This is a genomic window from Bacillus sp. A260 (genome assembly GCF_009861435.1).
GTDB classification, from domain to species: domain Bacteria; phylum Bacillota; class Bacilli; order Bacillales; family Bacillaceae_G; genus Bacillus_A; species Bacillus_A cereus.
The window spans coordinates 2,109,880-2,130,619 of sequence record NZ_CP046398.1 but is presented as its reverse complement, the minus strand read 5'-3'; the positions used below and the strand labels follow the sequence as shown (position 1 = coordinate 2,130,619).

Below are 20,740 nucleotides of genomic sequence, written 5' to 3'. Positions count from 1 at the left end.
CTCAACATCTACAAAAAAGTATTAAAAATGAAAAGTGAGGAGTTGCGTAATGATGAAGCTATCTCCCGTAATTTCAAAAAATATAGTTGCTGTTGGTTATAATCCTTTTTCTATGATTTTGCGAATCCAATTAAAGAATGGTATGTACGATTTCTTTAATGTACCAGAAAGTATTTATACTGGCCTATTACATGCACAATCTAAAAGTTATTATCATAATACTTACATTAAAAATTCTTTCCGCCACACAAAAATCTAAACTTAACAACCACTAAAAAAGAAAGGAGGTTAATCCTCCTTTCTTTTAAAAACATTTTGCAGATGAATTATCTTCGATTCCTCTTATTAATTTCATCATATGCTTGAATTTGTTTTTTCAAACGCCGATCAGCTTTTTTATCATGCACTACAAGAATTGCATGTATAACTCCTGGAACCCAAAATATTAATGTTAATATGAAATTTATGATTGCCTGAATTGGTTTTCCACAAAATAATACAGCAACAGGTGGAAGAAGAATTGCTAATAAATACATCATCCCTTGAAAACTCCTTATTTTGTATTTTATATATCACTTTTCAAAATATACGCAAAAAAACCTACTACCATTTTAATCTTAACCTACCTCTAAAATCAATGTATCTCCTTCTATTTAAATAAGTATTTCAGACTTTTTATTGTTTTCTAGCCTATTTTCTTCCTCTATTGCAGTTACTCCAATTGCAGAAATTAACGTTCCTATCGCTTGTATCCAAATACCAATGAGTGCAATGATTCTCTCATCCTTCTTATCAAAAATATTATCTTCATTTTCTCTCTCATCTTTCAATACATTTGAAACACCTTGATACGCTTGTAATCCAGCCCCTAAACTTTGCATGGAGTTACCCAGTATAATAATTTTCTGTAATACATTTATATCCAACAAAGCTGCTTCTACTCCTAAAAAAGCACCGATCGATTGTAAACTGTTCCCTGTAATGATAAGATAATCATTTTCTTTCAATTGTTCATTTATATTAAAATATGTTCCTATTACATTTGATATATTGCCTAATGCTAATAACTCAATTCCTATTTGATCAAGTAATTTACTTTGATTCTCTAAGCCTATATTTTGATTTTCTCTTTTTTCTTCCCCATCATCATAATTGCTCGCAATGATTTGTAATATATATCCGAGGGCTTGTAATGAGCTTCCTACAATAACAAGATCCGATTCAACTTTCTCTTCTCCAATAAATCCTCTTGTCGTTCCAATAGCAGCTGTAAGATTCCCTCCCACTTGAAACCATGCCCCTGTCACTTTTAAACTGCTTGGATTCATTTTTATCACCTATTTAAATATTTTCTAAAGCTTTCAAAACAAACAAATCTCACCCTTAATCTTTTATTTTATTTTTTAGATGTAATTTTGTGAATGATATAATGTGCTACTAATATAAAAAGCACCTTAAAGGTGCTTTTTATATGCATGCTGGGCATGTCAATGAATCTCCATTTTTATCTATTGTTATATTCAATATATATTCAATTGCTTTATGTGACCAAGTTTCAGGTGTAGGCGATTCATTTATATATTGTGGCGCACATGACTTCAGCATTGGAGTACTAATACTCCCTCCAGGATCTAAAGCAACTACAGCCATGCCATGGGGTAATTCCAGGGCCATAGATTTAGTGATACCTTCAATAGCAAATTTCGAGGCACAATATGGCGCAAGCTCAGCCTCACCTTCTCTCCCCCAACTAGAACTCATATTAATGATAATTCCTTCTTTCCTAGCTACCATCGCTGGAACAAATGCTCTTATTACATTTACTACACCATTCACGTTTACATTCATTACATTTTCGAATTCTTGAGCCGTAATTTTCCAAAGTTGTGCATTTTGATTTACAATCGATGCATTATTTATTATCATATCGGGAGCTGTATGTGTATTAAGTATATAATTTGCCCAATTGTTAACTTGCTGAGAATCTGAAACATCAATTACTTGGAAATCATGTATTTTACTGTACTGTTTTTTTAGTTCTTCAATTTTATCTTTTGAACGTCCACAACCATATATGTTCCACCCTAATTCATGAAATCGATCAACCATCGCACGCCCTAACCCTTGTGTCACGCCTGTAATAATTACAGATTTACTAATTTCTTTTCGCTTCATTTCTCTCATCCTCCTTCCCTATATCTTACTCTCTTCATTTTTATTCAGCGATTTACTATAGTATTAACTCAACTCATACTTTAGTAATGGTTTTGATATTGTATACATAAACAAAAAAAGTAACCATCATGGTTACTTTTTGCTATATATCTAAAAATTCATTGTTTATTTCATTATTGTTTTTACATTTCAACTTCTCTTTTCCACATTTCTCACACTGGTAAATATAAACTACACCTAATGTACCTTTTTTTAAAATCCTCATTATCCTGCATCTTAATAAAAATATATTTATGTTTACAATGCGATTCACCCAAATAATTTTTAAACCACTTTTTCAACACAACACATTCCACCTTTATGATAGAACCTTTATTTAGCTGCTTTATTACATACTTTTATTTAAATGTTCAATCTCATCTTGCAACTTTTTAAATTGCTCAAAATGCATGGTAATAGATTGGCTACTACCATAATCAACATTTTGTTTCACTAATATAACACCCGTATCATGAAAAAGCGCTTCAAGTTCTTTCCTAATAGACACTTTCGCAATATGAGCTGTTTTAATTGCAGATAAAATTGCAATTTCATTAAACTTTAATTTTATTTCATTTGGACAAAATGCGTCTTCAACTAATATAACTTCATTACTATAAATTAGTGCAACAAGATTACTTGATTTGGCATCTGTTAAATCAACTTTTTTCATAATATCTTTCATTACATTTTGCCTCCTTTATTTTCATATATATCGATTATACAAATTTTTTAAAAAAATTACTCAACTTTATTATATTAATTTTAACACACTTTTATTGAAATCCATGCTCCAAACGTTTTACTATTCCACAATTTTTATTATATGAACCATCTGGACTATAACTCCATATAGTAATGTTAACAACTTTTTATAAAGCAGGTGAAAATTATGCCATCAGTTGTAGGAAATTTAGTTGTACAAAATAGTAATGGATCATTTAACTTAGGTGATTTCTACAACGTTTCTCCGAAAGAAAATACGAAAGCTTATAATGGTTCCGGCGCATCAAACGTTGGTTTTGTTGTTAATACTTTTAGCGGTGTTAGCGCGACCAATACATTTGATTCTGACCTTGCAGATCAAAACCAAGTGGGTACAGCCTAATCTTATGTTCAACTTTTTGTATAGAAAATTTTAATTTGTCTATACTATAATCAGGCTGTTTGACAGCTCTTATCGATTTTGGAGTACCCTATCTTTTTCTCCCTTTCCCTGGGGCTCAGCAGCTAGCACAAAGCTAGCTGCTTTTTCTTATATTATTTGTCTCATAAATCAGAAATAAAAAAAGCTGCCATTTAATATTCAGCTTCTTTTAAATTATTTCAATAATATCCATAGCGTTAAATACGTAAGTTTTATAAAAGGCGTCTGTACAAATTACAATTTGTTTTACCGGATTGATATGTACAACAGTCATGTAGCTTGTTAATATGTAACCATCTTCAAAATATGTTACCAATATTTCTTTCTCAGACAGTAATGACGTTAATAATTTATCAGAAATCCTCTCTTTTGCTTCATTTGTTAAAAGCGGTTTTTGTACTTTTAATTTCTCTCCAATAATCTTTCTCATATTTAAAAGTTGTTCGGACATTACTGTAAACGGAACCCACTCTCTTTCTTCTTTTTGTATCTTTACATCGTTCATTTTTTATCTCCTTGATCATTTATACATTTATTTATTCATGCTATCCCTTAGTTATTTTTAATACTTACTAAACTCGAATTTACTTCTAAACTATAATTAGGTTACCTCTCAAAAGAACATTCGTTCTTATTATACACGAACTTACGTTCCTTTGAGAAGAGCTATACTTATTATTTCTTAACAAAAAACATAATTTTATTTATCTCCATATTTTTTCCTTTATCAAATAAACTTTTCATTTCTTATATAAAATGCATATAAAAACTAAAAGGCGACTTCACACAAAGTGAAATCGCCTTTTTCTAAAAAATATTCAAAGCTTATTTTTCTATCCTAACTAATGTTCTTTCTGGAATACATAATTCATCTATATTAAAATGATTTATTTTTAAGTTCAATTCCCCTACTCGTTCCTCATCTTCATCACCAACCCAACAACTAAATAATTCGAAATAGTCTCCATCTTCCAAATAACTTTCCATAATCTTGCATAAAGTTAAAAGTTTTTCTTTCGCTTCTTTTTTTCCTTTACATTTTGCCACTCGACCAGTTCAATTCCCCAATTAGTTGAAACCTCATATGTGTAATTTGTTTGGAATTGATAATCTTGTACAATTTCAAGCATACTTTCATCTGAAAAACACGGTCCAAAAACAATTACATCATTAGAATCTGGATCCGTTAACGGAATTTCTACATTACAGCCTATGTAACTTGCTAAACTCATTTTATACTCCTTCAATATTCGTATAAAAAATACTTCATAGTATATTTATTTACTCAAATATAAAATCCCTGCCTAAACGAAAAAGTTTTAAATTTTTATCGTTTATTAACCATCTATAACTGAAAACATATACTATGATGAACGAACTCACAAAGCATAAGAAAAGAGAGCATTTACAACACTCTCTTTTCTTACATACTCTATGGAACTTTACAAAACTGAATCAGTGATTTTTATTATTATATTTTATTACATATACTTAGGTTGTACTATTATATGTAACTCTCTCTCTGTATCCGCTTTTTTCGGATGACGAAAATAATTAAGTTCGTACTTTAACACTTTATACTCAACCATCCCAATTTTAATCCCTTTCGTTTCTTTTAATATAACTAATAAATCACTTATATTTTCATCATATGACTCAAAAATTTTCGCTCCGCCCTCTCCTTGAAAGATTACTTTCATATATTCTCCCCACCTTAATTTATTGATGTGGTAAATGATGCGTTTAAAACGATTCATTCTTTATCCTAAAATTTTCACAACAAAAAGAACATCCTTTCCAATCGAATGCTCAGCTTTTTACTAATTATCCATGTTAAATATTTATTCAAAAACATTATATGTATTATTTTTTAAATTATGTTCGATATTCATTATTAAAGAGTAAATATATGTAATAAACTTGCATAATGAAAACCGTAAAATATCCACTTTCGTTGAAATAATTATAAACCATAATTTCCCATTGTAATTCTTAATATTTAAATGTAATATTGTATTGTCTTACTATCTATTTATAACTCACACACTAATTAGAAAAGGGAACTCTATATGAGTTCCCTTTTCTAATTATGATTACAGTCATTATTTCTTTTCTAGAAATTTAAATGTATCTTTAAATTCTTTATTATTCACTTTAATATCAGCATCTTTCAATAAATCATTGACTACTTGTTGTTTCCATTTACCTGTCGTATCTTGTAGTCTTTGTTGTTCTATATCTTTACGAATTTTATCCTTTACTTCATCAAATGGCTTCAATTCTTTTTTATCCGTCACTTTAATAATATGGTAACCGTAAGTTGTTTTAACCGGATCACTTACTTGGCCTGCATCTAATTTATACGCAGCTTCCTCAAATTCTTTCACTGTTTGCCCAGGAGCAAAACCAGATATTTCCCCGCCCTGTTCCTTTGAACCAGTATCCTCTGAATACTGTTTTGCTAAGGCAGCAAAATCTTCACCATTATTTACTTTCTCCTTTATTTCTTTAGCCGTTTTTTCATCTTTCACTAAAATGTGACTTACTTTCATTTCTGGTTTATAGTTATTTTTCACATCTTTATCTGTAACTGTTGCTTTAATCGCTTTCTCAAATGCAATTTCTGGCTTCATTTTTTCTTTTAATTCATCTTCGTTTTTCAATCCAAGTTGTTCTAAAGTCGATTTAAAGTTCTCACCCATTTTATCTTTTGCTTCTTCTACTTTCTTTTTTGCTTCCTCATCTGAAACTTTATATTTATCTAACAATGCCTTACTTAACATCATTTGATATAAAGTACTTTCTCCATATTGTTGTCGTAATTCTTTACTTAATTCTTTCTCTGTAACATTCCCTACTTTTGATGTTACTACGTTGTCTGAGGAACCACATGCAGATAATGCTAGCATCACGCATGAAATAATTGTTCCAATAAATATTTTTTTCTTTTTCAATTCAAATACCTCACTTTTATCATTATGCAAATTAACTATACACAGTCATTGTGAAAACAGTGTGTTTTCTACATGTAATTCATTTCATATGAGTAGACTATGTATCATGTATTTTCATTTTTAAACGTAAAGAGTCTTCTTACTATTATGTATAGTAAGAAGACTCTTTACATACTCCTTAAAAACAATACTGCCGCTATAGTTACTTAATAATTACATGTTTTTCAGGTATCCAACTATTCTGCCCGATATCTACCGCATTTCCCACTCTACCCCACACTCGAAAAGATGTCGATCCATCTATATTCCCTTTATAATTCATACATTCAGGCTCTTCATAATAATTTACTCCGTAACCGACAGGATATTTCGAAGTTGCATAAAACCATTTCACATTAAAATGTTTTAAATATGCCCACTGCTTATCGTTCTCTAAACAAATCATATCTTGCTCACCGCCTCCCCAATAACCTGTTAAGATTAAATATGGAATTTTCTGAGTGAGTGCACCTGTAAAGTGAGGGGTCATGGGAGTTTCATATAAATTTATTCCGTATCCATCAGGATATTTCGAAACTGCAATACCAATGCCATTCGGTTGCTGTGTATACACTATGTTAGATTGATTTGCTTTGTTGGAATCTATAAACCAAGAAAGTGACTTATTTCCTACTAATCGATTCAGATCACATTTCCCAATCCCAGGAACATTCCCTGAATCCGTATATTGCCACATATCGCATGGATATGCTGGCTTATTCCCTCCATAACGAGGGATCCATACAAAATCAGCTTCAATATTACATGCTCCAAATGATAAATACGTGTGATGCCCTACGTATAATCCTACTTTTTCCGCACCTAAACGGCGTAATTCATCAATAAATGCCTGTGTCCCGCCTTGCATATCTGCCATCGTTTGAACTTCTACGTCCGCCACCCAAAACTTAGCTGATTGATCACCACGATTCCAAAAATCTTGTGCCTCTTTCTTTGCATCAGCAATAGATATAAAACGGCAAAAAGCATAATTACCGAATGGGATACTATGCTTTTTCATTTCACTAACATAATTTTGATACATAAAATCCACCGTATTAGAGCCATCTTGAACTCTAGCAATCACTAAATCTAGCTGAGATGCTGCAATATCCCAATTAATAGTTCCATTCCATTTTGAAATATCTACAATATACCCCATACATTCCAGCTCCTTTTGAATGTCTTATTCATAGCTTGTTTTATTGTAAGCCTCCTCTCTCTAAAACTAGCTATCTATAATATAAATAAAAAGAATCTTTACTGTTTTTCAAAATATATTCTCTTTCAGAAATATTTCTATCAACTTTAACATGTATGCCACATAAAACATTCGAAATATACCCTACTATTCATTTATTATGTAATCTCGTCCTATCAATCATTTTTACAGATATTAAAAAAAATCTCCTGTATTATTAAATTATAACTTTCAGTATCGATTTCCTTTCAACTAAAAAATTTCATCCCTCATTTTCTATATATTCTTAAGTCAAAATTACTACCTCTACATGAAATTTGAGATTTAGAAAAATTTTAATTAATTGAAGTTTACTCCTATTAAATTGCAATTTTCCAACCTGAACACTATTGGTGCATAAAAAAGACATTTTCTATTACTGAAAATGTCTTTTTACAGTTTAATAAAACAACTTTGGTGCTAAATCTGTATTTTGTAATTGTGAGTTTTCACTGCTCATAACACAACTTGTGGAAAATAGAATTGGGATACCACAAACCTCATCATTCATTACATCACGAAACACATTGGCCGCAACACCTGTAAACGTTTGACATAAGTTAGAAATATCGTCATTGAAAAACTGAATGACTTCCGCAGCGAAAACCGGAAAAACAACATTCGGTCCGCCAGGGAACTGAGGCTGTACCACAACTTGTTCAAAATAAGGATTATTTTCTAGTGCTACTTGAAATAAATGAGCTATTTCAAATGCATCTAGTGGACAAGGAAATGGATTTACAATTTCATTCTCATTATTCGTTACAATAACTGTCACACTTACATTCCCAAATTGTACAAAAGATTTTAAAAGCGTTGCTAATGCTCTCGCTTTTTCGTTGCTTAACGCATGCACTAAAATAATATAATTACCACCAACAGGAATAAGCGGCCCAACTGTAACAGTTGGATCAGCACCTATTGAATTTTTTAATTCATTAAAATATGTGATCCACGGTGGCGAAAGCTGAGCTTGTACATTTTCTTCCACTATTTTATACTACCCCCTTATACCATTCTTACTAACATAATATGTAACAAACAAAAAAATGCATTAGTTATATTAACCATTTGCGTATTTATTGATTATATTAATTAAACATTTTATTTCCCATTCTCAATTTCCTCTTTACATCTTTAAGCACTTTTACTACTATAAAATTCTTTATTATAAGCAAATCCACTGAAATTTCATATTATACTAATACGACTCTATATCCATTAAATTATAATACTCAATATTAGGAGCTGATTTCATGGAAAAAAAACCTATCGTGTTCAAAATCCCACCAAATTCAAAGCTAAAAATTACATTTTTCGGTCCTTGTAACGAAGTAATTACAAATGTGTCTATAATTAATCAACTATGCACCCCTAAATGTCAAACTATCACGCAATACCCAGACTTTAAGAAATATGTAACGGAAGTACGATCGCTATCCCGTTGTTAGTCCGCATAATGCACGATTTTCACAACTTTATTACCTAAAATAACCGAGAAAGAAAATAACTGCATTCCTAGACTAAAATTACTCATGTTATGATATTCCATTGATAATTCATTGATTTTTTACACGTTTTTATGAAAAGAACATATATTATCGTATGGAGATTATCCACTCATAAAACCTATCTTTCTTTGGAGCGTACTTTTTATGTATGCTCTTTTTTTATGTAACCGTCCCCCTTCTAAATTGACCAACAATATATTAAAATTCTTTATATACTCAAGGAGGTCAAATATGTTCAAGTTGCATCCAATACTACTCATCTTAGGATTGATTTTGTTTTTATATAGTGTAATCGCCTTTATGCTATTCTTTTCAGTGTATTAGCATTCCCTACACAAATCTATGTTCAATATATAATTTCTATATAGTAAAGAAAAAACATAATGATACGATCTTTTATGTATTCCGTCTTTCTTGTTCTATAAGAAAACTAGTAAACTTACTAACAATGTGTTTTTACAAGCATGTTACTTATTATTCTGTTTATTATCTGAAGAAGGTTGAAGCCCCTACAAATTAATCTACGCTTTACCTATTTACTTATATATTTTAGAAAAACAATAATAATCCCCCACCATTTGGTAAGGGGATTAACTAAACCTACTAAAAAACATTTAATAATCAGTTTTATTTAGTTGGAGAAGGAAATCTTGCCGCTTCAAAGTGAACCGTATTTACACCATTAACATTTTGTACAATTACGCCAGCAATACTACTTTCTGCAAAAACTTCAACTAAATCTCCTGCTTCTAATTGAAGAATAGTAGTTACGGAAACATCATTATTAAAAAATACTCCTGTTCCAAAGAAATCATTATCTATCGCTATTGCCGGATTGCCATTTACACGAATTTCTACTCTAGCTCTGTAATTTACATTAAAATCATTTGGAGAAAATGTTATATTTCCTAATACACTATATACCCCTCTAGTTTTCGGAGTAAAAATCGACGTTACTGGATTATATTCATTCGCTAGATCAAATTGTTCATTTTGAAATAATACTTTAACAGGAGTATTTGCTAGAACAGGTTGATTAACTGTATTCACAGCTCTAAATGCCGATGCCCTTACAAGCTCCTCTTTCTTATCATCACAACACTTCACCTTTACATACTTCCTATCACATTTACTACTTTTCCTATAACAATCATGACTTTCCTTTTTGTAATCTTTACAATACTTACAGTAATAATAAGACATAGTTAGTCCCCCTTTACACTTATTTTTACATAGTATGCTATATAGATTAGAATAGCTTGGACGACCTGTTACTATTTTTAATAGATTAAAAAACCCTCACCATTTCGGTGAGGGTTTACCTTTAAGCTTCTGCAAACTCATTGTTTAATGACTTTATTTAATTGGAGAAGGAAATCTTGCTGCTTCAAAATGTGCACCATCTTCTAAAGGACTTAAAACTCCATCTATACTACTTTGTGCATAAATCTCAACTTCATCCCCTGCATTCAATTGAACAATCGTCGAAACACTTACGACATTTCCAAAACTTATTGGACCAAAAAAGTCATTATCTATAGCTATCGCTGCGTTTCCATTCACACGAATTTCTACACGCGCTCTATAATTTAAAGTTGGATCGTTTGGAAAGAAACCAATCGTTCCAATAATAGAATATACACCTTTAGTCTTCGGCATAAAAATAGATGTTGCTGGATTATACTCATTCGCTAAATCAAATTGTTCATTTTGAAATAACACTTTCACAAAAGTATTAGCAGGAACATTTTGATTTACTGTATTTCTAGCTCTAAATGCGGATGCTCTAACAAGATTGTCCTTGTTATCATGGCACTTACTAGTGTTCTTACAACAATCATGATGCTTCTTTTTATACTCCTTACAATACTTACAGTAGTAATAACAAGACATACTAATTCCCCTTTCAAACTTATTACTACATATTATGTAAGATTGATTTATAAGGTTTGGACTAGCTATTTTTATTATTCATAAGGGCGCTATTAACCTGCACCCTTATTTATATACACCACTGCATTCCTTATTAGTTATAAGTTGTATACAGTTCCATATGGAATAGTAAGAAAAGAACTTCCGTACGGTGTAACATGATGTACTGGGTAAAAATACTCTACGGATGAATAATACGGTTGTACACCTTGCTGCTGCATTTGCAATTGTTGTTGCATTTGCAATGCTTGTTGAATAGCTTGGACTGTACTTTGTGCTCCACTATACGTTATAGATGTACCATACGCTGGTCGCATACCAGTTTCAGAATTAAAATATGAATAAAACATGATTTTCAGCTCCCTTCCCGTATAAGTTATTACAAATTATATTATGATTCTTTATTTCAGTGGGTACTATAAAGCTAGTCCGCTCGCTTATATTCAAATGACAAAATAAAAAAGTAGCTGCTAGACTACTTTGACTCCTTCTTATTACCAAATGAAATGATATACATATTCTCCTGTTACACGCTCATTAATTCCCGCAACCCTAACGAACCTAAGTAAATCCGCTCCTTGAAGGAAATATACCGAAATCGTAACCGGTACTTGCGACCACATGAATTGATAAAGCTCATTCACTCTCTGATTCGTCGTAACGATTAAATCATTTACAGGTCCATGATTCCATGCAGAGGTTTGAACTGAAGTGAAAGAAAGGTCTTTCCCATTAACCACTATTCTTGATACGCTTTGAGTTATGTCCACAATAATCCCCTCCAACATTACAAAAATTGGACCTTTTTTAGTTCATATTATTATAAATATTCTTGACTGTAATAAATGTTTAAGGCAAATCCCTAATAAAGTGAAACTTTAATCAGCTCTCACCAATCGGGCTTTTACTGGCAGCCCGACCCCACCTAACTTCTTTGCTTCCGCTGAATTTTGAGGTGGAGGTATTTACTGCCCGACAAATAGCGGGATAAAATTTTTTTATTCATATCCCTCAATTCCCATTACAACCATATAATTTCTAACCTTATTCAATTTTTGGAATTAATATAAAAAGGCATCTTAATTAGATGCCCTTTACTTATCTTCCACTACAATTCCACTATTAAAATAGCAACGCCAAATCCGATGCAAACCAATCCTATCAATATAAATAGCAATCGGAATCCCCATAAATCACTGATTATTTCTATAATATGCACCAGCACAATAATAATAAAATCTTTAAACCCACTGAAACTATGTTCCTTTGTCTCTCTGATTCCATCAATTACAGTCAGACAAACAATAAAAACACCTAAACCAATTAATATAAAACCTAATACAAGCATTCATATATCCTCTTTTTTCTTTTATCTCCTATTAACGAACATTTTCACATTAAAATTCAGTACATACGAGGAAGTTAGATAAAAAATTAACTACCCGTAAAACCTTATTAGTGTGTACTAATAATTAGAGGGAAGGCCCTCTTCTTCACCTTATATTATCATGAAAGGATATGAGCTTCGGAGTTATTTCTTTATAAAATAAAAAATAGCTAATTCACTACTTAAAAAGTAAAAAAGCATCAGATTGACTAGTATGTAAATGGTTAAATGCATGTAAAATGATTTTAAATTATCTACTCTTTTTTTAGCTCGGAAGTAACTCTCATCTCGTCCCATCTTTATACACCACTTTCTTAATCACACTGAACGCAATATTCAATTGATGAGTTTGTCATTTCGTTACCTCCAATTAACGCTTTTGTTCAATGTAGTTATTTTCTTGTATAATAAAAGTTAATTAATCTAGAAGGGATTCTGAGAAAGAGCGAAAAATCAGCTGGAAAGCTTATCGATTTAAATATCTATTCGAAATTAATAAGCGATTAATTTTAGTCACTCTGCCCATACTCAATCAAAGTGTGGGCTTCTTTAATTTCTGTATAAAATTCAAAAGTTTGACACAATCCTGGAAAAAGCTTATAAAGAAAAGTGAGGTTCCATTATTTTCACACTTAGTAGCGCAGTCATGTTACATATAATTTTATAAGTGTGAACGAACTACAAAACTAAAAAACAAATAATAAGTTTGCAACATGTTTGCAAATACGAATTTTGCATATAAATTCGTGTGATATTGAAAGGAGTTTTACTTATGAAAGAAATTAAAACAGAACAAGAATTCAAAGACATCATCGCAAGCGAGGAGCCTGTAGTTGTTAAGTTCTTTACTACATGGTGCCCAGATTGCGTACGTATGGACAACTTTATCGGAGATGTAATGGAAGAGTTCAATAAATTTGAATGGTACTCTATCAATAAAGATGAGTTTCCAAGTATCGCTGAAGAGTATCAAGTAATGGGTATTCCAAGTTTACTTGTATACCAAAACGGTGAGAAGCTAGGCCACTTACATAGTGCTAATGCAAAAACAGAAGAGCAAGTTACTGAGTTTTTAGAAGCATACTAAAATGAAAGCCCTCTGGAAAATATTTTTCAGAGGGTTTTCATCTATTTTCACAATTATCTTTTGAAGTTTTTCATCGTTTAATGAATTACACCTTGTCATGATAAGAATAATACGTAGTAAGAAAAGTATTCGTTTCCTCATCCATCTACCCTCCTATCTCTTTAGTAAATAAACTCCAATTAGGTTCACACCTTGACTTTGTACTTTTCAACATATTTTTCCTTTACGAAACTTTGTTATCCCCTTCTTAAAAAGCTATAAAACGTCAACAATGTTTGTATAGACCCACACGACTTTCGTTTGATACTCTATTTATAGAAAGAAATTCCTTTAAAGAAAGGTGAGTGATTAAAATGGATACTCTTTCTCATAAAGAAGCTGATAAAGGTGCTATTGTCAGCATTATGGCCTACATATTTTTATCCTCTATGAAAATCATCATCAGTTATATTACCCTCTCTAGCGCATTACGCGCTGACGGTTTAAATAACTTAACGGATATCGGTGCTTCTTTAGCGATATTAATTGGTCTAAAAATATCTCGTAAACCTCGTGACCCAGATCATCCGTATGGGCATTCGCGTGCCGAACAAATCGCATCACTTGTTGCGTCCTTCATTATGGCAACAGTCGGATTAGAAGTTGTTATTAGTGCCATTCAATCTTTCTTAAATCCGAAACAAGCAGCGCCTAATGTACTCGCTGCATGGGTTGCTTTATTTTCTGCTGTCGTTATGTACTGCGTGTATTTGTATACGAAAAAAATTGCAGCACGAACAAAAAGTAAATCATTAGAAGCCGCTGCAAAGGATAATTTATCAGATGCACTCGTAAGTATTGGTACCGTAGTAGGTATTGTCGGTTCTCAGTTCCAAATGCCTATTTTAGACCCTATTGCCGCTTTAATTGTCGGTCTTATTATTTGTAAAACTGCATGGGAGATTTTCGTAGAATCTTCTCATATGCTAACAGATGGAATTGATCCTGATAAAATGGAAGAATACGCTGATGCTATTGAGCATATTGGCGGTGTGGAAAACATTGTAGATATTCGAGCACGTATGTATGGGAATCAAACGTACGTTGATATTACAATTGAAGTAGATGCTCGCATGGATGTTGGAGAAAGTCACTGTATTACCGACAACATCGAAGCTATGCTGCGCAAAAAATTTGGAATTTACCATGCACACATTCATGTTGAGCCAATGAAAAAAGAACCTATTATGACATAGGTTCTTTTTTTATGAACGTTTTATGGAATATAACACATAAAACGAGCCAGCTACCGCCAGCTGCCCATCCTGCTAATATGTCAGATGGATAGTGCACGCCAAGATATATTCGGCTAACTGAAATAGATAATACAACAAAGCTTGCTATAAGAATAATTAACAATTTTTTATGCAACGAAATACGCTCTTCAGTAATTGTGACGTATGCAATAAATCCTAAAAAAGCAGTAGCATTCATCGTATGACCGCTCGGAAAACTATATCCAGTTGCAGTAACAAGCTGCGTGACATCAGGTCTTGCTCGTTCGTACCATAGTTTAAGCATACTGTTTAAATAACGAGATCCGTAGTAATTAATTGTTAGAAGTAACGCACTAAGTAACTTTTTTCTAACGAGAAAATACATTACAAGAATAATGAGTAATGGAAAATATATTCTTTTGGAACCGATAAAAGACACCCAAGTAAAGTAGGTCGTCAAATAATCGTTTCGAAAGCTTTGAATAAAATGTGCGACTATATTGTCAAAGTTCTCAATACAAGCGGTATGATACGAAAGTGATAATACGACAAAACAAATGAGTAACGTAAAACTTAGCAAGTATAAATGTCGATATCGTTTCACATACATAACCTCACTATGCAAAAAAATGGAGCGGTTGTTTTAGTTTTCCTCTCCATTTCTTTTTTATGCATAGTTTATTAAAAAATATAATTATTAATTTTTTGCTTCATCTCAGGGATATCTTCTCTTGTTACGGTAAAACGAATCACCTTCTCATCAAGATCAAGCGCCTCAGCGAATAATCCAGCTAAACCACGGGATTTTCTATCTACTTCCATAATAATTTCTAGTCGGTCGTATGCACGTGGCAAGATTAATAATTCTAATTCATCTAATTTCCCATAATGCTCTCCAGAAACCGAAATAAACTCAAATTCTTGTGCGAATGGAACTTGCTTACGTAATCGATGCGGTAATTCTTCACATTCTATATGACGTGCTTTAAACCCTAATTCATTTACACTATCTAAAACACTACTTAATAATGCATTAGGTAACACTTGAACGTAGTCGCGGTCACTTGGGTCTATACTACGCTTAATATCAAGACCTGTATGAATCCAAACCGTTTTCATACCAAGTGTAAGTGGTGCTTCAATTGGCATTGGAAAAGAAAATGGAATTTCAACTTTTTCATTCGGTTCTACAGAAAAAGGTTCTGTTAAGCGTACTCGCTCTAAATCATATGTTGCTGTTACTTTTTTATCATCCACTTCTCGTACATACGACGTCGATAATGTTAAGTAAATGCTTTCAATTTGTTGGCTAACTGAACCTCCAGTTATATGAACCTTTCCAACTATTTCTTCCCCAACAATATACTCATCTTTTTCAAGAACAGTATCTACCTTTGCACTTCCAATACCAACGCTTGCTAAAAACTTTTGAAACATGGAGTCTCCATCCTTTCTAAAGCAGAAGCTACATCTTGTTTTAAATCTTGTACATTCTCATAGTACGGCGTTTTTATTTGTAACATTCGCATAAGCATTTCACGATTATAATGTTCCAAAGTTAATTCTTCGTACCATGGTTTTTCCTGTTTTTCATTAGATTCATATCCTGCATATAATAAAAATAATGAGAAATGACCGAGCGCATAAAAGTCGCTACGAAAGTGAACTTCTCGCATCAAAGCTTGTTCACCTTCGTAAGTTGTAGCTCGCTCATCATCCTCACCTTTCCATTTAGCCAATCCAAAATCAATAATACTAATTTGATTTTCTTTCATTAGTATGTTTGGAATGCGTAAATCTCGATGAATAATGCCTTCACTATGAAACACCGATACAATTTCTAATATTTCATATAAAATCTCAAAAACTTCACGTTCTGTATATACATACCCATCTATGAAAATATAATCTTCAAAATTTTTACCAGGCATGTACTCCATCACAAAGAAGCTCTTTTTCTCCCATAGGAAATGATCATATAGACTAGGAATTGCATGATGATTTAATGTTTGTAAGATCATTTTCTCTTGTTCAAATGATTTTCTACCAGACTCATATCTTTGTTTACTTTGTCTTAATTGTTTTAAGACTTTATATTTATTTATTTGTAAATCATTAACGACATATGTAACCCCATAACTGCCCATTCCAATTACTGATTCAATTTTATAACGCTCTGCAACAATTGTATTTTTTCGCAGTGGTCTATCAAATAATGCTAGTACACGACGCCATTTCATCAGCTACTTGAAAAGAAGCTACGGCTTTTACGTTTTCTTTTATAATGTTGATGTCCATAACCAGATGAACGTCGTTTATAATCGCTACTTGAATACGAGCGCCCTCTACGACGATAATCACTACTTGAATACGAACGATATTTTTTCTTTCCTAATAAAGAATCAATAATTTTTTTGAACATTCCTTCACCTCTTGAGTAAAATTTCCTTTTCATTATACCAATAATTATTGACTATATTTGTGACAGGTTTGTAAAGAGTAAAAAACGACGAGTTATGCCCGTCGTTACTTTCATTCATCCTCTTCATCAAAAACTTCATCAATCATGCATTTCTCTAATAAATACTCAAATGTAATATCTGCGAGATCTTCAATTTCTTCTCGTTTTGGGACGTACCCTCTTTCAATTAGTTGCTCATAAAAAAACTCCGCAATCTCTTCCGTATCAATCACGACTTCAATTTCCTTCATGAGCATCACTCCTTTATTTCTGTTTTATGAAAAAATCTCAAAATTATGTATATGAGATTAGAAAAATAGATTTTATTTTTTTATAGGTCATAAGCTTTGGACGAGATGCATACGATTGTAGTACAAGCTATTCAAAGGGGGAAATAATAATGGAAAATCAATATGAAGTAGGACAAACAAAAGAAGAGTTCATGCATGAAGATCAATGGGCAGACTCTCTTATAAAGTGGCTTTTTATTTTTTTAATAGTTGTAGGCATACCTTATACTGCATATGTTGTTGTTCAATTTATTCTCTCTTTCTAGTTAACTATTTTTTCTCTGTCAATTTAACTAAATAATTATGAACAACATCCATTACAATTTTATATTCTTCATCTTTAAATGTATCGAACAATAATTGATAATCGTTATAAATATCAAGTAATCCATCAATGATTTCTTGACGATTCGTCTTAACACTCACTTTTTTCGAGTTGTTAATTGACTTTAACTTTCCTAAATCTAATTTATTCATACCGGCTTTATCTTGTTTCATTTTCTTCAAAATTGCATTTGCCGTTTGAGCATTGGCGAGTAACGTTAAATCTGATTCATCCGCTTCTAACCATTCACCATCCGTAATCCGTGACAATTCATAAATTGTATCTTCCCATGCGTCATTCTTATATCTCCATACTTCTGTACGAAAACCAACAATACGGAAAACATCTTTATCATATCCAGTTACTTGCACAAGATCACCAAACGTGAAATTATAATTTAATTCAATCCACTCCGTATCGCCCTTTTTCATATCTTGCTCTGTAACGTGCTGCAATGTTTGCTCTACGTAAAATCCATCGTGATTATTGACTTCGTATACATAAACTCCATCTAAAACCTTCATATTTGTGATTTTCCCAACGGTTCCATATAGCGTAATCACGACTATGTCCCCTACGTTGTATTTAGGTTGTTTTTTTCTTGCCATCTCTATCTCTCCTTTTTTTGACGTCGTGATTTTGATATCAGTATATGCAACCTACATAAAAACGCTTATCACAGAAGCTTATATTCATAAATTTTTTCAATAAAAAATATAATCTTATAAAATTTACATTACACTCAAACAAAAGCTAGTAACTAGACTAGCTTCAAATCAACAAATTTCATAATAAAAAAACATACAGAATACTTCACTTTAAATAAAGTAATGTATTCTGTATGTTTTCAAATAGTTTTTATCTATCTTGTATGTATAAATCCCAGGCTTCATCAAATATAGACATACTTTCTAGCATTCCGCTCAACTCTAAGTATGAACTAATTTCATCATAGTCTTCAGATTGCTTCGGAAAACTTAAATCATCATACATCGCCTCTGCTAAATCTGAAATTTCATTTCTAAATAAAGCTGCACGATGCTTCATCATATAATGGTAAAATGTCTTTTTCAAAAATATTCCCTACCTTTCTAACTTGGGTACATTATACAAGGCAAAAAAGAAAAAAACCAGCATAAAAGCTGGTTAAAAGTCGAAATAATTTCTTTTTAATAGACGCGGTCTTCCCATTAATTCTTCATATGTTAGTTGTTTTGGTAAATCTTTCGTGTAAATTAAGAATAATTGATCTTCAATTTCTTTTACTGTATGGTCTGATTGATAGTCCATCCCGCACGAGGAACAAGAAATACATGGTGTCTCTTGGATTTCAATGGCTTTCGTACCATCTGGTAATTCCCAATATACAGTATTCAAGCTTTCTTTCGCTTCTGTACTGTCACACCACATACAATTCATACTGCATCACCCTCAGTTTTTTTGTCGTTTTCTTCTAACTTAGCCATTTGTGCTTGATATTTTTTATCTTTTAATTGATCGCGCTTATCACGTTTATCTTTTAAAGATGCATGAGTATCATTATCTTCGTAGTCTTTACGACGGTTCATACGCTGTAAGTCGTCTGGAACGAGGTTAAATTTCTTATCGCTCATAAGACCTGCGATACCAACATCTGAACGTTTTTCTTCGTAGTTCGGATAAATCTCTTTAAAGTATCCTTCCGCTCTTCCTGGAATATAGCTCTCTGGTTCTGGATACGTCGTAATAACACCTTCAAAGTTACGAAGTACAACTTTATCTGCACTTTGTGAGATTAAATAGTTTGGCTGAAGTGCAATTTTACCGCCTCCACCTGGCGCATCAACAACGAATGTCGGAACAGCATAACCAGATGTGTGTCCACGTAAACCTTCAATAATTTCAAGACCTTTAGATACTGGTGCACGGAAGTGACCGATACCTTCAGATAAGTCACATTGATAAATGTAGTATGGACGTACACGGATTTTTACTAAGTCATGCATAAGTTTTTTCATAATTGGAACGCTGTCGTTAATACCAGCTAAAATTACTGCTTGGTTTCCGACTGGAACACCAGCATTCGCTAACATTTCACATGCCTTTTTCGATTCTTCAGTAATTTCAATAGATGTATTGAAATGTGTATTTAACCATACTGGATGGTATTTTTTAATAATGTTACATAAGTTTTCTGTAATACGTTGTGGGAATACTACTGGTGCTCTCGTTCCGATACGAATAATCTCAACATGCGGAATCTCTCGTAAATTTTTTAATACATATTCTAAAATTTTATCGTTAATTAGAAGTCCGTCACCACCGGAGATTAATACATCTCGTACTTGTGGCGTTTCACGAATATAAGCAATTGCATCATCTAATTGTTTCTTCGGTACACCCATTCCAATTTGTCCACTAAAACGACGACGTGTACAGTAACGACAATACATAGAACATTGATTTGTTACTAAGAATAGTACACGGTCTGGATAGCGATGTGTTAGCCCTGGAACTGGTGAATCTTCGTCTTCGTGAAGTGGGTCTTCTAAATCATATTTTGTTTTATATAACTCTTCCGAAATCGGTACTGATTGCATCCGAATCGGACAGCGTGGATCATCAGGATTCATTAGCCAAGCATAGTACGGTGTAATATTTAACGGGATCGTTTTCGTTGAAATTTTAACGCCCTCTTCTTCTTCAGGTGTTAAGTTAATCACTTTTCTTAAGTCATCTAACGTTTTGATCGTATTCGTTAATTGCCAAACCCAATCATTCCATTGCTCTTCAGTAACATCTTTCCATAATTCGATATCCTTCCAGTGACGATTTGGTTTGTATACATCATGTAACATTGCTATTCCCCCTTTTTATACGCTCATCCTTTATATAAGCAATAGTTATGCCAACTTTAC

29 protein-coding genes and 3 pseudogenes are annotated in these 20,740 nt (G+C 32.3%); 6 read left to right on the top strand and 26 right to left on the bottom strand.

Annotated elements, in window-relative coordinates; all coding sequences use genetic code 11:
- Window positions 1–49: 49 nt before the first annotated feature.
- Window positions 50–259 (top strand): KTSC domain-containing protein, encoded by a 210-nt coding sequence (locus GD442_RS10925; protein WP_000977081.1) that lies wholly within the window; start codon window positions 50–52, stop codon window positions 257–259.
- A gap of 67 nt (window positions 260–326) precedes the next feature.
- Here the strand turns inward: GD442_RS10925 and GD442_RS10920 are convergent, their stop codons facing one another.
- The 5 genes and pseudogenes from GD442_RS10920 to GD442_RS10900 all read right to left on the bottom strand — a co-directional run bounded on the left by GD442_RS10920 (window position 327) and on the right by GD442_RS10900 (window position 2,899).
- Entirely contained in the window at window positions 327–539 is a 213-nt protein-coding gene (locus tag GD442_RS10920) for a YqaE/Pmp3 family membrane protein (protein WP_000990233.1), read from the bottom strand.
- A 114-nt stretch (window positions 540–653) separates the two neighbouring features.
- Window positions 654–1,328 (bottom strand): DUF6944 family repetitive protein, encoded by a 675-nt coding sequence (locus tag GD442_RS10915; protein WP_001070037.1) that lies wholly within the window; start codon window positions 1,326–1,328, stop codon window positions 654–656.
- Between the two features lie 139 nt (window positions 1,329–1,467).
- Window positions 1,468–2,175, bottom strand: coding sequence for an SDR family oxidoreductase (locus GD442_RS10910; RefSeq protein ID WP_000823062.1), 708 nt, complete (start codon window positions 2,173–2,175; stop codon window positions 1,468–1,470).
- Window positions 2,176–2,317: 142 nt separating this feature from the next.
- Window positions 2,318–2,519: pseudogene (locus tag GD442_RS10905) on the bottom strand (hypothetical protein).
- Window positions 2,520–2,563: 44 nt separating this feature from the next.
- Window positions 2,564–2,899 (bottom strand): hypothetical protein, encoded by a 336-nt coding sequence (locus tag GD442_RS10900; RefSeq protein WP_000651907.1) that lies wholly within the window; start codon window positions 2,897–2,899, stop codon window positions 2,564–2,566.
- Window positions 2,900–3,106: 207 nt separating this feature from the next.
- Here GD442_RS10900 and gerPF point away from each other — a divergent pair, with 207 nt between their 5' ends.
- Entirely contained in the window at window positions 3,107–3,322 is a 216-nt protein-coding gene (gerPF, locus tag GD442_RS10895; RefSeq protein WP_001141569.1) for a spore germination protein GerPF, read from the top strand.
- Window positions 3,323–3,530: 208 nt separating this feature from the next.
- On the opposite strand, the gene GD442_RS10890 is transcribed toward gerPF, so the two are convergent.
- From GD442_RS10890 to GD442_RS10865, 6 genes and pseudogenes are all read right to left on the bottom strand, one after another.
- Entirely contained in the window at window positions 3,531–3,866 is a 336-nt protein-coding gene (locus tag GD442_RS10890) for a YolD-like family protein (RefSeq protein WP_086407999.1), read from the bottom strand.
- Window positions 3,867–4,186: 320 nt separating this feature from the next.
- A pseudogene (locus tag GD442_RS28385) lies at window positions 4,187–4,593 on the bottom strand (hypothetical protein).
- Window positions 4,594–4,842: 249 nt separating this feature from the next.
- The gene (locus GD442_RS10880; protein ID WP_000864275.1) at window positions 4,843–5,061 is read right to left on the bottom strand and encodes a hypothetical protein; all 219 of its coding nucleotides are present in this window, start codon (window positions 5,059–5,061) and stop codon (window positions 4,843–4,845) included.
- 402 nt (window positions 5,062–5,463) lie between these two features.
- Complete coding sequence (locus GD442_RS10875) at window positions 5,464–6,315, bottom strand: peptidylprolyl isomerase PrsA (RefSeq protein ID WP_000727348.1); 852 nt, start codon at window positions 6,313–6,315, stop codon at window positions 5,464–5,466.
- 202 nt (window positions 6,316–6,517) lie between these two features.
- On the bottom strand, window positions 6,518–7,516 hold the full coding sequence (locus GD442_RS10870) for a glycoside hydrolase family 25 protein (protein ID WP_159365097.1): 999 nt from the start codon (window positions 7,514–7,516) through the stop codon (window positions 6,518–6,520).
- A gap of 478 nt (window positions 7,517–7,994) precedes the next feature.
- Window positions 7,995–8,585 carry a hypothetical protein gene (locus GD442_RS10865; RefSeq protein ID WP_000392281.1) on the bottom strand — a complete coding sequence of 197 codons (591 nt, stop codon included), beginning with the start codon at window positions 8,583–8,585 and terminating at the stop codon, window positions 7,995–7,997.
- Between the two features lie 265 nt (window positions 8,586–8,850).
- Here GD442_RS10865 and GD442_RS10860 point away from each other — a divergent pair, with 265 nt between their 5' ends.
- Window positions 8,851–9,045 (top strand): hypothetical protein, encoded by a 195-nt coding sequence (locus GD442_RS10860; protein ID WP_000412555.1) that lies wholly within the window; start codon window positions 8,851–8,853, stop codon window positions 9,043–9,045.
- 687 nt (window positions 9,046–9,732) lie between these two features.
- Here GD442_RS10860 and GD442_RS10855 read toward each other — a convergent pair.
- The 6 genes and pseudogenes from GD442_RS10855 to GD442_RS10830 form a co-directional block, all read right to left on the bottom strand.
- Window positions 9,733–10,308, bottom strand: coding sequence for a complement C1q domain-containing protein (locus tag GD442_RS10855; protein ID WP_000122943.1), 576 nt, complete (start codon window positions 10,306–10,308; stop codon window positions 9,733–9,735).
- 153 nt (window positions 10,309–10,461) lie between these two features.
- Window positions 10,462–10,998 (bottom strand): C1q-like domain-containing protein, encoded by a 537-nt coding sequence (locus GD442_RS10850; protein WP_001278088.1) that lies wholly within the window; start codon window positions 10,996–10,998, stop codon window positions 10,462–10,464.
- Between the two features lie 137 nt (window positions 10,999–11,135).
- The gene (locus tag GD442_RS10845; protein ID WP_000500095.1) at window positions 11,136–11,387 is read right to left on the bottom strand and encodes a DUF3947 family protein; all 252 of its coding nucleotides are present in this window, start codon (window positions 11,385–11,387) and stop codon (window positions 11,136–11,138) included.
- A gap of 144 nt (window positions 11,388–11,531) precedes the next feature.
- The gene (locus GD442_RS10840) at window positions 11,532–11,807 is read right to left on the bottom strand and encodes a hypothetical protein (RefSeq protein ID WP_000355695.1); all 276 of its coding nucleotides are present in this window, start codon (window positions 11,805–11,807) and stop codon (window positions 11,532–11,534) included.
- A gap of 338 nt (window positions 11,808–12,145) precedes the next feature.
- Window positions 12,146–12,385, bottom strand: coding sequence for a hypothetical protein (locus tag GD442_RS10835; RefSeq protein WP_000960640.1), 240 nt, complete (start codon window positions 12,383–12,385; stop codon window positions 12,146–12,148).
- Window positions 12,386–12,616: 231 nt separating this feature from the next.
- Window positions 12,617–12,721: pseudogene (locus GD442_RS10830) on the bottom strand (2TM domain-containing protein); the annotation flags it as partial.
- Window positions 12,722–13,196: 475 nt separating this feature from the next.
- On the opposite strand from GD442_RS10830, the gene GD442_RS10825 reads away from it, so the two are divergent.
- Window positions 13,197–13,511, top strand: coding sequence for a thioredoxin family protein (locus GD442_RS10825; RefSeq protein WP_000658787.1), 315 nt, complete (start codon window positions 13,197–13,199; stop codon window positions 13,509–13,511).
- Between the two features lie 353 nt (window positions 13,512–13,864).
- On the top strand, window positions 13,865–14,746 hold the full coding sequence (locus tag GD442_RS10820; protein WP_000380385.1) for a cation diffusion facilitator family transporter: 882 nt from the start codon (window positions 13,865–13,867) through the stop codon (window positions 14,744–14,746).
- Here the strand turns inward: GD442_RS10820 and GD442_RS10815 are convergent.
- The 5 genes from GD442_RS10815 to GD442_RS10795 form a co-directional block, all read right to left on the bottom strand.
- Window positions 14,736–15,371 (bottom strand): phosphatase PAP2 family protein, encoded by a 636-nt coding sequence (locus GD442_RS10815; protein ID WP_000833370.1) that lies wholly within the window; start codon window positions 15,369–15,371, stop codon window positions 14,736–14,738. The two genes, GD442_RS10820 and GD442_RS10815, sit on opposite strands and share 11 nt — an antisense overlap.
- Before the next feature lie 77 nt (window positions 15,372–15,448).
- A complete protein-coding gene (locus tag GD442_RS10810) occupies window positions 15,449–16,204 on the bottom strand; it encodes a sporulation protein (RefSeq protein ID WP_000486628.1) in 756 nt (251 codons plus the stop codon).
- A complete protein-coding gene (locus GD442_RS10805) occupies window positions 16,186–17,007 on the bottom strand; it encodes a serine/threonine protein kinase (RefSeq protein WP_000872054.1) in 822 nt (273 codons plus the stop codon). The genes GD442_RS10810 and GD442_RS10805 overlap by 19 nt, the downstream gene beginning before the upstream one ends.
- Window positions 17,007–17,189, bottom strand: a complete 183-nt coding sequence (locus GD442_RS10800; protein ID WP_000473371.1) for a hypothetical protein — start codon at window positions 17,187–17,189, stop codon at window positions 17,007–17,009. Before GD442_RS10800 ends, GD442_RS10805 begins: the two co-directional genes overlap by 1 nt.
- A 110-nt stretch (window positions 17,190–17,299) precedes the next feature.
- Window positions 17,300–17,479, bottom strand: coding sequence for a YozD family protein (locus GD442_RS10795; RefSeq protein WP_000658451.1), 180 nt, complete (start codon window positions 17,477–17,479; stop codon window positions 17,300–17,302).
- A 149-nt stretch (window positions 17,480–17,628) separates the two neighbouring features.
- Here GD442_RS10795 and GD442_RS10790 point away from each other — a divergent pair, with 149 nt between their 5' ends.
- On the top strand, window positions 17,629–17,784 hold the full coding sequence (locus GD442_RS10790) for a DUF3930 family protein (RefSeq protein ID WP_000431486.1): 156 nt from the start codon (window positions 17,629–17,631) through the stop codon (window positions 17,782–17,784).
- Window positions 17,785–17,788: 4 nt separating this feature from the next.
- On the opposite strand, the gene GD442_RS10785 is transcribed toward GD442_RS10790, so the two are convergent.
- The 4 genes from GD442_RS10785 to kamA form a co-directional block, all read right to left on the bottom strand.
- The gene (locus GD442_RS10785; RefSeq protein ID WP_000101499.1) at window positions 17,789–18,451 is read right to left on the bottom strand and encodes a hypothetical protein; all 663 of its coding nucleotides are present in this window, start codon (window positions 18,449–18,451) and stop codon (window positions 17,789–17,791) included.
- A gap of 250 nt (window positions 18,452–18,701) precedes the next feature.
- Window positions 18,702–18,917: a YozE family protein gene (locus GD442_RS10780; protein WP_000750717.1), complete on the bottom strand. Its 216-nt coding sequence runs from the start codon at window positions 18,915–18,917 to the stop codon at window positions 18,702–18,704.
- 72 nt (window positions 18,918–18,989) lie between these two features.
- Window positions 18,990–19,262, bottom strand: coding sequence for a YokU family protein (locus GD442_RS10775; RefSeq protein WP_000995763.1), 273 nt, complete (start codon window positions 19,260–19,262; stop codon window positions 18,990–18,992).
- Window positions 19,259–20,680 carry a lysine 2,3-aminomutase gene (gene kamA / locus GD442_RS10770; RefSeq protein WP_000902142.1) on the bottom strand — a complete coding sequence of 474 codons (1,422 nt, stop codon included), beginning with the start codon at window positions 20,678–20,680 and terminating at the stop codon, window positions 19,259–19,261. The genes GD442_RS10775 and kamA overlap by 4 nt, the downstream gene beginning before the upstream one ends.
- Between the last annotated feature and the right edge of the window lie 60 nt (window positions 20,681–20,740).

Excerpts from the sequence above, each read along its gene's own strand:
- GD442_RS10790 (WP_000431486.1), top strand. The coding sequence starts at position 17,629 with ATGGAAAATCAATATGAAGTAGGACAAACAAAAGAAGAGTTCATGCAT.
- GD442_RS10820 (WP_000380385.1), top strand. The coding sequence starts at position 13,865 with ATGGATACTCTTTCTCATAAAGAAGCTGATAAAGGTGCTATTGTCAGC.
- GD442_RS10785 (WP_000101499.1), bottom strand. The coding sequence starts at position 18,451 with ATGGCAAGAAAAAAACAACCTAAATACAACGTAGGGGACATAGTCGTG.
- GD442_RS10795 (WP_000658451.1), bottom strand. The coding sequence starts at position 17,479 with ATGAAGGAAATTGAAGTCGTGATTGATACGGAAGAGATTGCGGAGTTT.
- GD442_RS10825 (WP_000658787.1), top strand. The coding sequence starts at position 13,197 with ATGAAAGAAATTAAAACAGAACAAGAATTCAAAGACATCATCGCAAGC.
- GD442_RS10845 (WP_000500095.1), bottom strand. The coding sequence starts at position 11,387 with ATGTTTTATTCATATTTTAATTCTGAAACTGGTATGCGACCAGCGTAT.
- GD442_RS10860 (WP_000412555.1), top strand. The coding sequence starts at position 8,851 with ATGGAAAAAAAACCTATCGTGTTCAAAATCCCACCAAATTCAAAGCTA.
- GD442_RS10800 (WP_000473371.1), bottom strand. The coding sequence starts at position 17,189 with ATGTTCAAAAAAATTATTGATTCTTTATTAGGAAAGAAAAAATATCGT.
- GD442_RS10920 (WP_000990233.1), bottom strand. The coding sequence starts at position 539 with ATGATGTATTTATTAGCAATTCTTCTTCCACCTGTTGCTGTATTATTT.
- GD442_RS10775 (WP_000995763.1), bottom strand. The coding sequence starts at position 19,262 with ATGAATTGTATGTGGTGTGACAGTACAGAAGCGAAAGAAAGCTTGAAT.
- GD442_RS10900 (WP_000651907.1), bottom strand. The coding sequence starts at position 2,899 with ATGAAAGATATTATGAAAAAAGTTGATTTAACAGATGCCAAATCAAGT.
- GD442_RS10855 (WP_000122943.1), bottom strand. The coding sequence starts at position 10,308 with ATGTCTTATTATTACTGTAAGTATTGTAAAGATTACAAAAAGGAAAGT.
- GD442_RS10880 (WP_000864275.1), bottom strand. The coding sequence starts at position 5,061 with ATGAAAGTAATCTTTCAAGGAGAGGGCGGAGCGAAAATTTTTGAGTCA.
- GD442_RS10890 (WP_086407999.1), bottom strand. The coding sequence starts at position 3,866 with ATGAACGATGTAAAGATACAAAAAGAAGAAAGAGAGTGGGTTCCGTTT.
- GD442_RS10850 (WP_001278088.1), bottom strand. The coding sequence starts at position 10,998 with ATGTCTTGTTATTACTACTGTAAGTATTGTAAGGAGTATAAAAAGAAG.
- GD442_RS10805 (WP_000872054.1), bottom strand. The coding sequence starts at position 17,007 with ATGAAATGGCGTCGTGTACTAGCATTATTTGATAGACCACTGCGAAAA.
- GD442_RS10835 (WP_000960640.1), bottom strand. The coding sequence starts at position 12,385 with ATGCTTGTATTAGGTTTTATATTAATTGGTTTAGGTGTTTTTATTGTT.
- GD442_RS10915 (WP_001070037.1), bottom strand. The coding sequence starts at position 1,328 with ATGAATCCAAGCAGTTTAAAAGTGACAGGGGCATGGTTTCAAGTGGGA.
- GD442_RS10870 (WP_159365097.1), bottom strand. The coding sequence starts at position 7,516 with ATGGGGTATATTGTAGATATTTCAAAATGGAATGGAACTATTAATTGG.
- GD442_RS10910 (WP_000823062.1), bottom strand. The coding sequence starts at position 2,175 with ATGAAGCGAAAAGAAATTAGTAAATCTGTAATTATTACAGGCGTGACA.
- GD442_RS10810 (WP_000486628.1), bottom strand. The coding sequence starts at position 16,204 with ATGTTTCAAAAGTTTTTAGCAAGCGTTGGTATTGGAAGTGCAAAGGTA.
- gerPF (WP_001141569.1), top strand. The coding sequence starts at position 3,107 with ATGCCATCAGTTGTAGGAAATTTAGTTGTACAAAATAGTAATGGATCA.
- GD442_RS10925 (WP_000977081.1), top strand. The coding sequence starts at position 50 with ATGATGAAGCTATCTCCCGTAATTTCAAAAAATATAGTTGCTGTTGGT.
- kamA (WP_000902142.1), bottom strand. The coding sequence starts at position 20,680 with ATGTTACATGATGTATACAAACCAAATCGTCACTGGAAGGATATCGAA.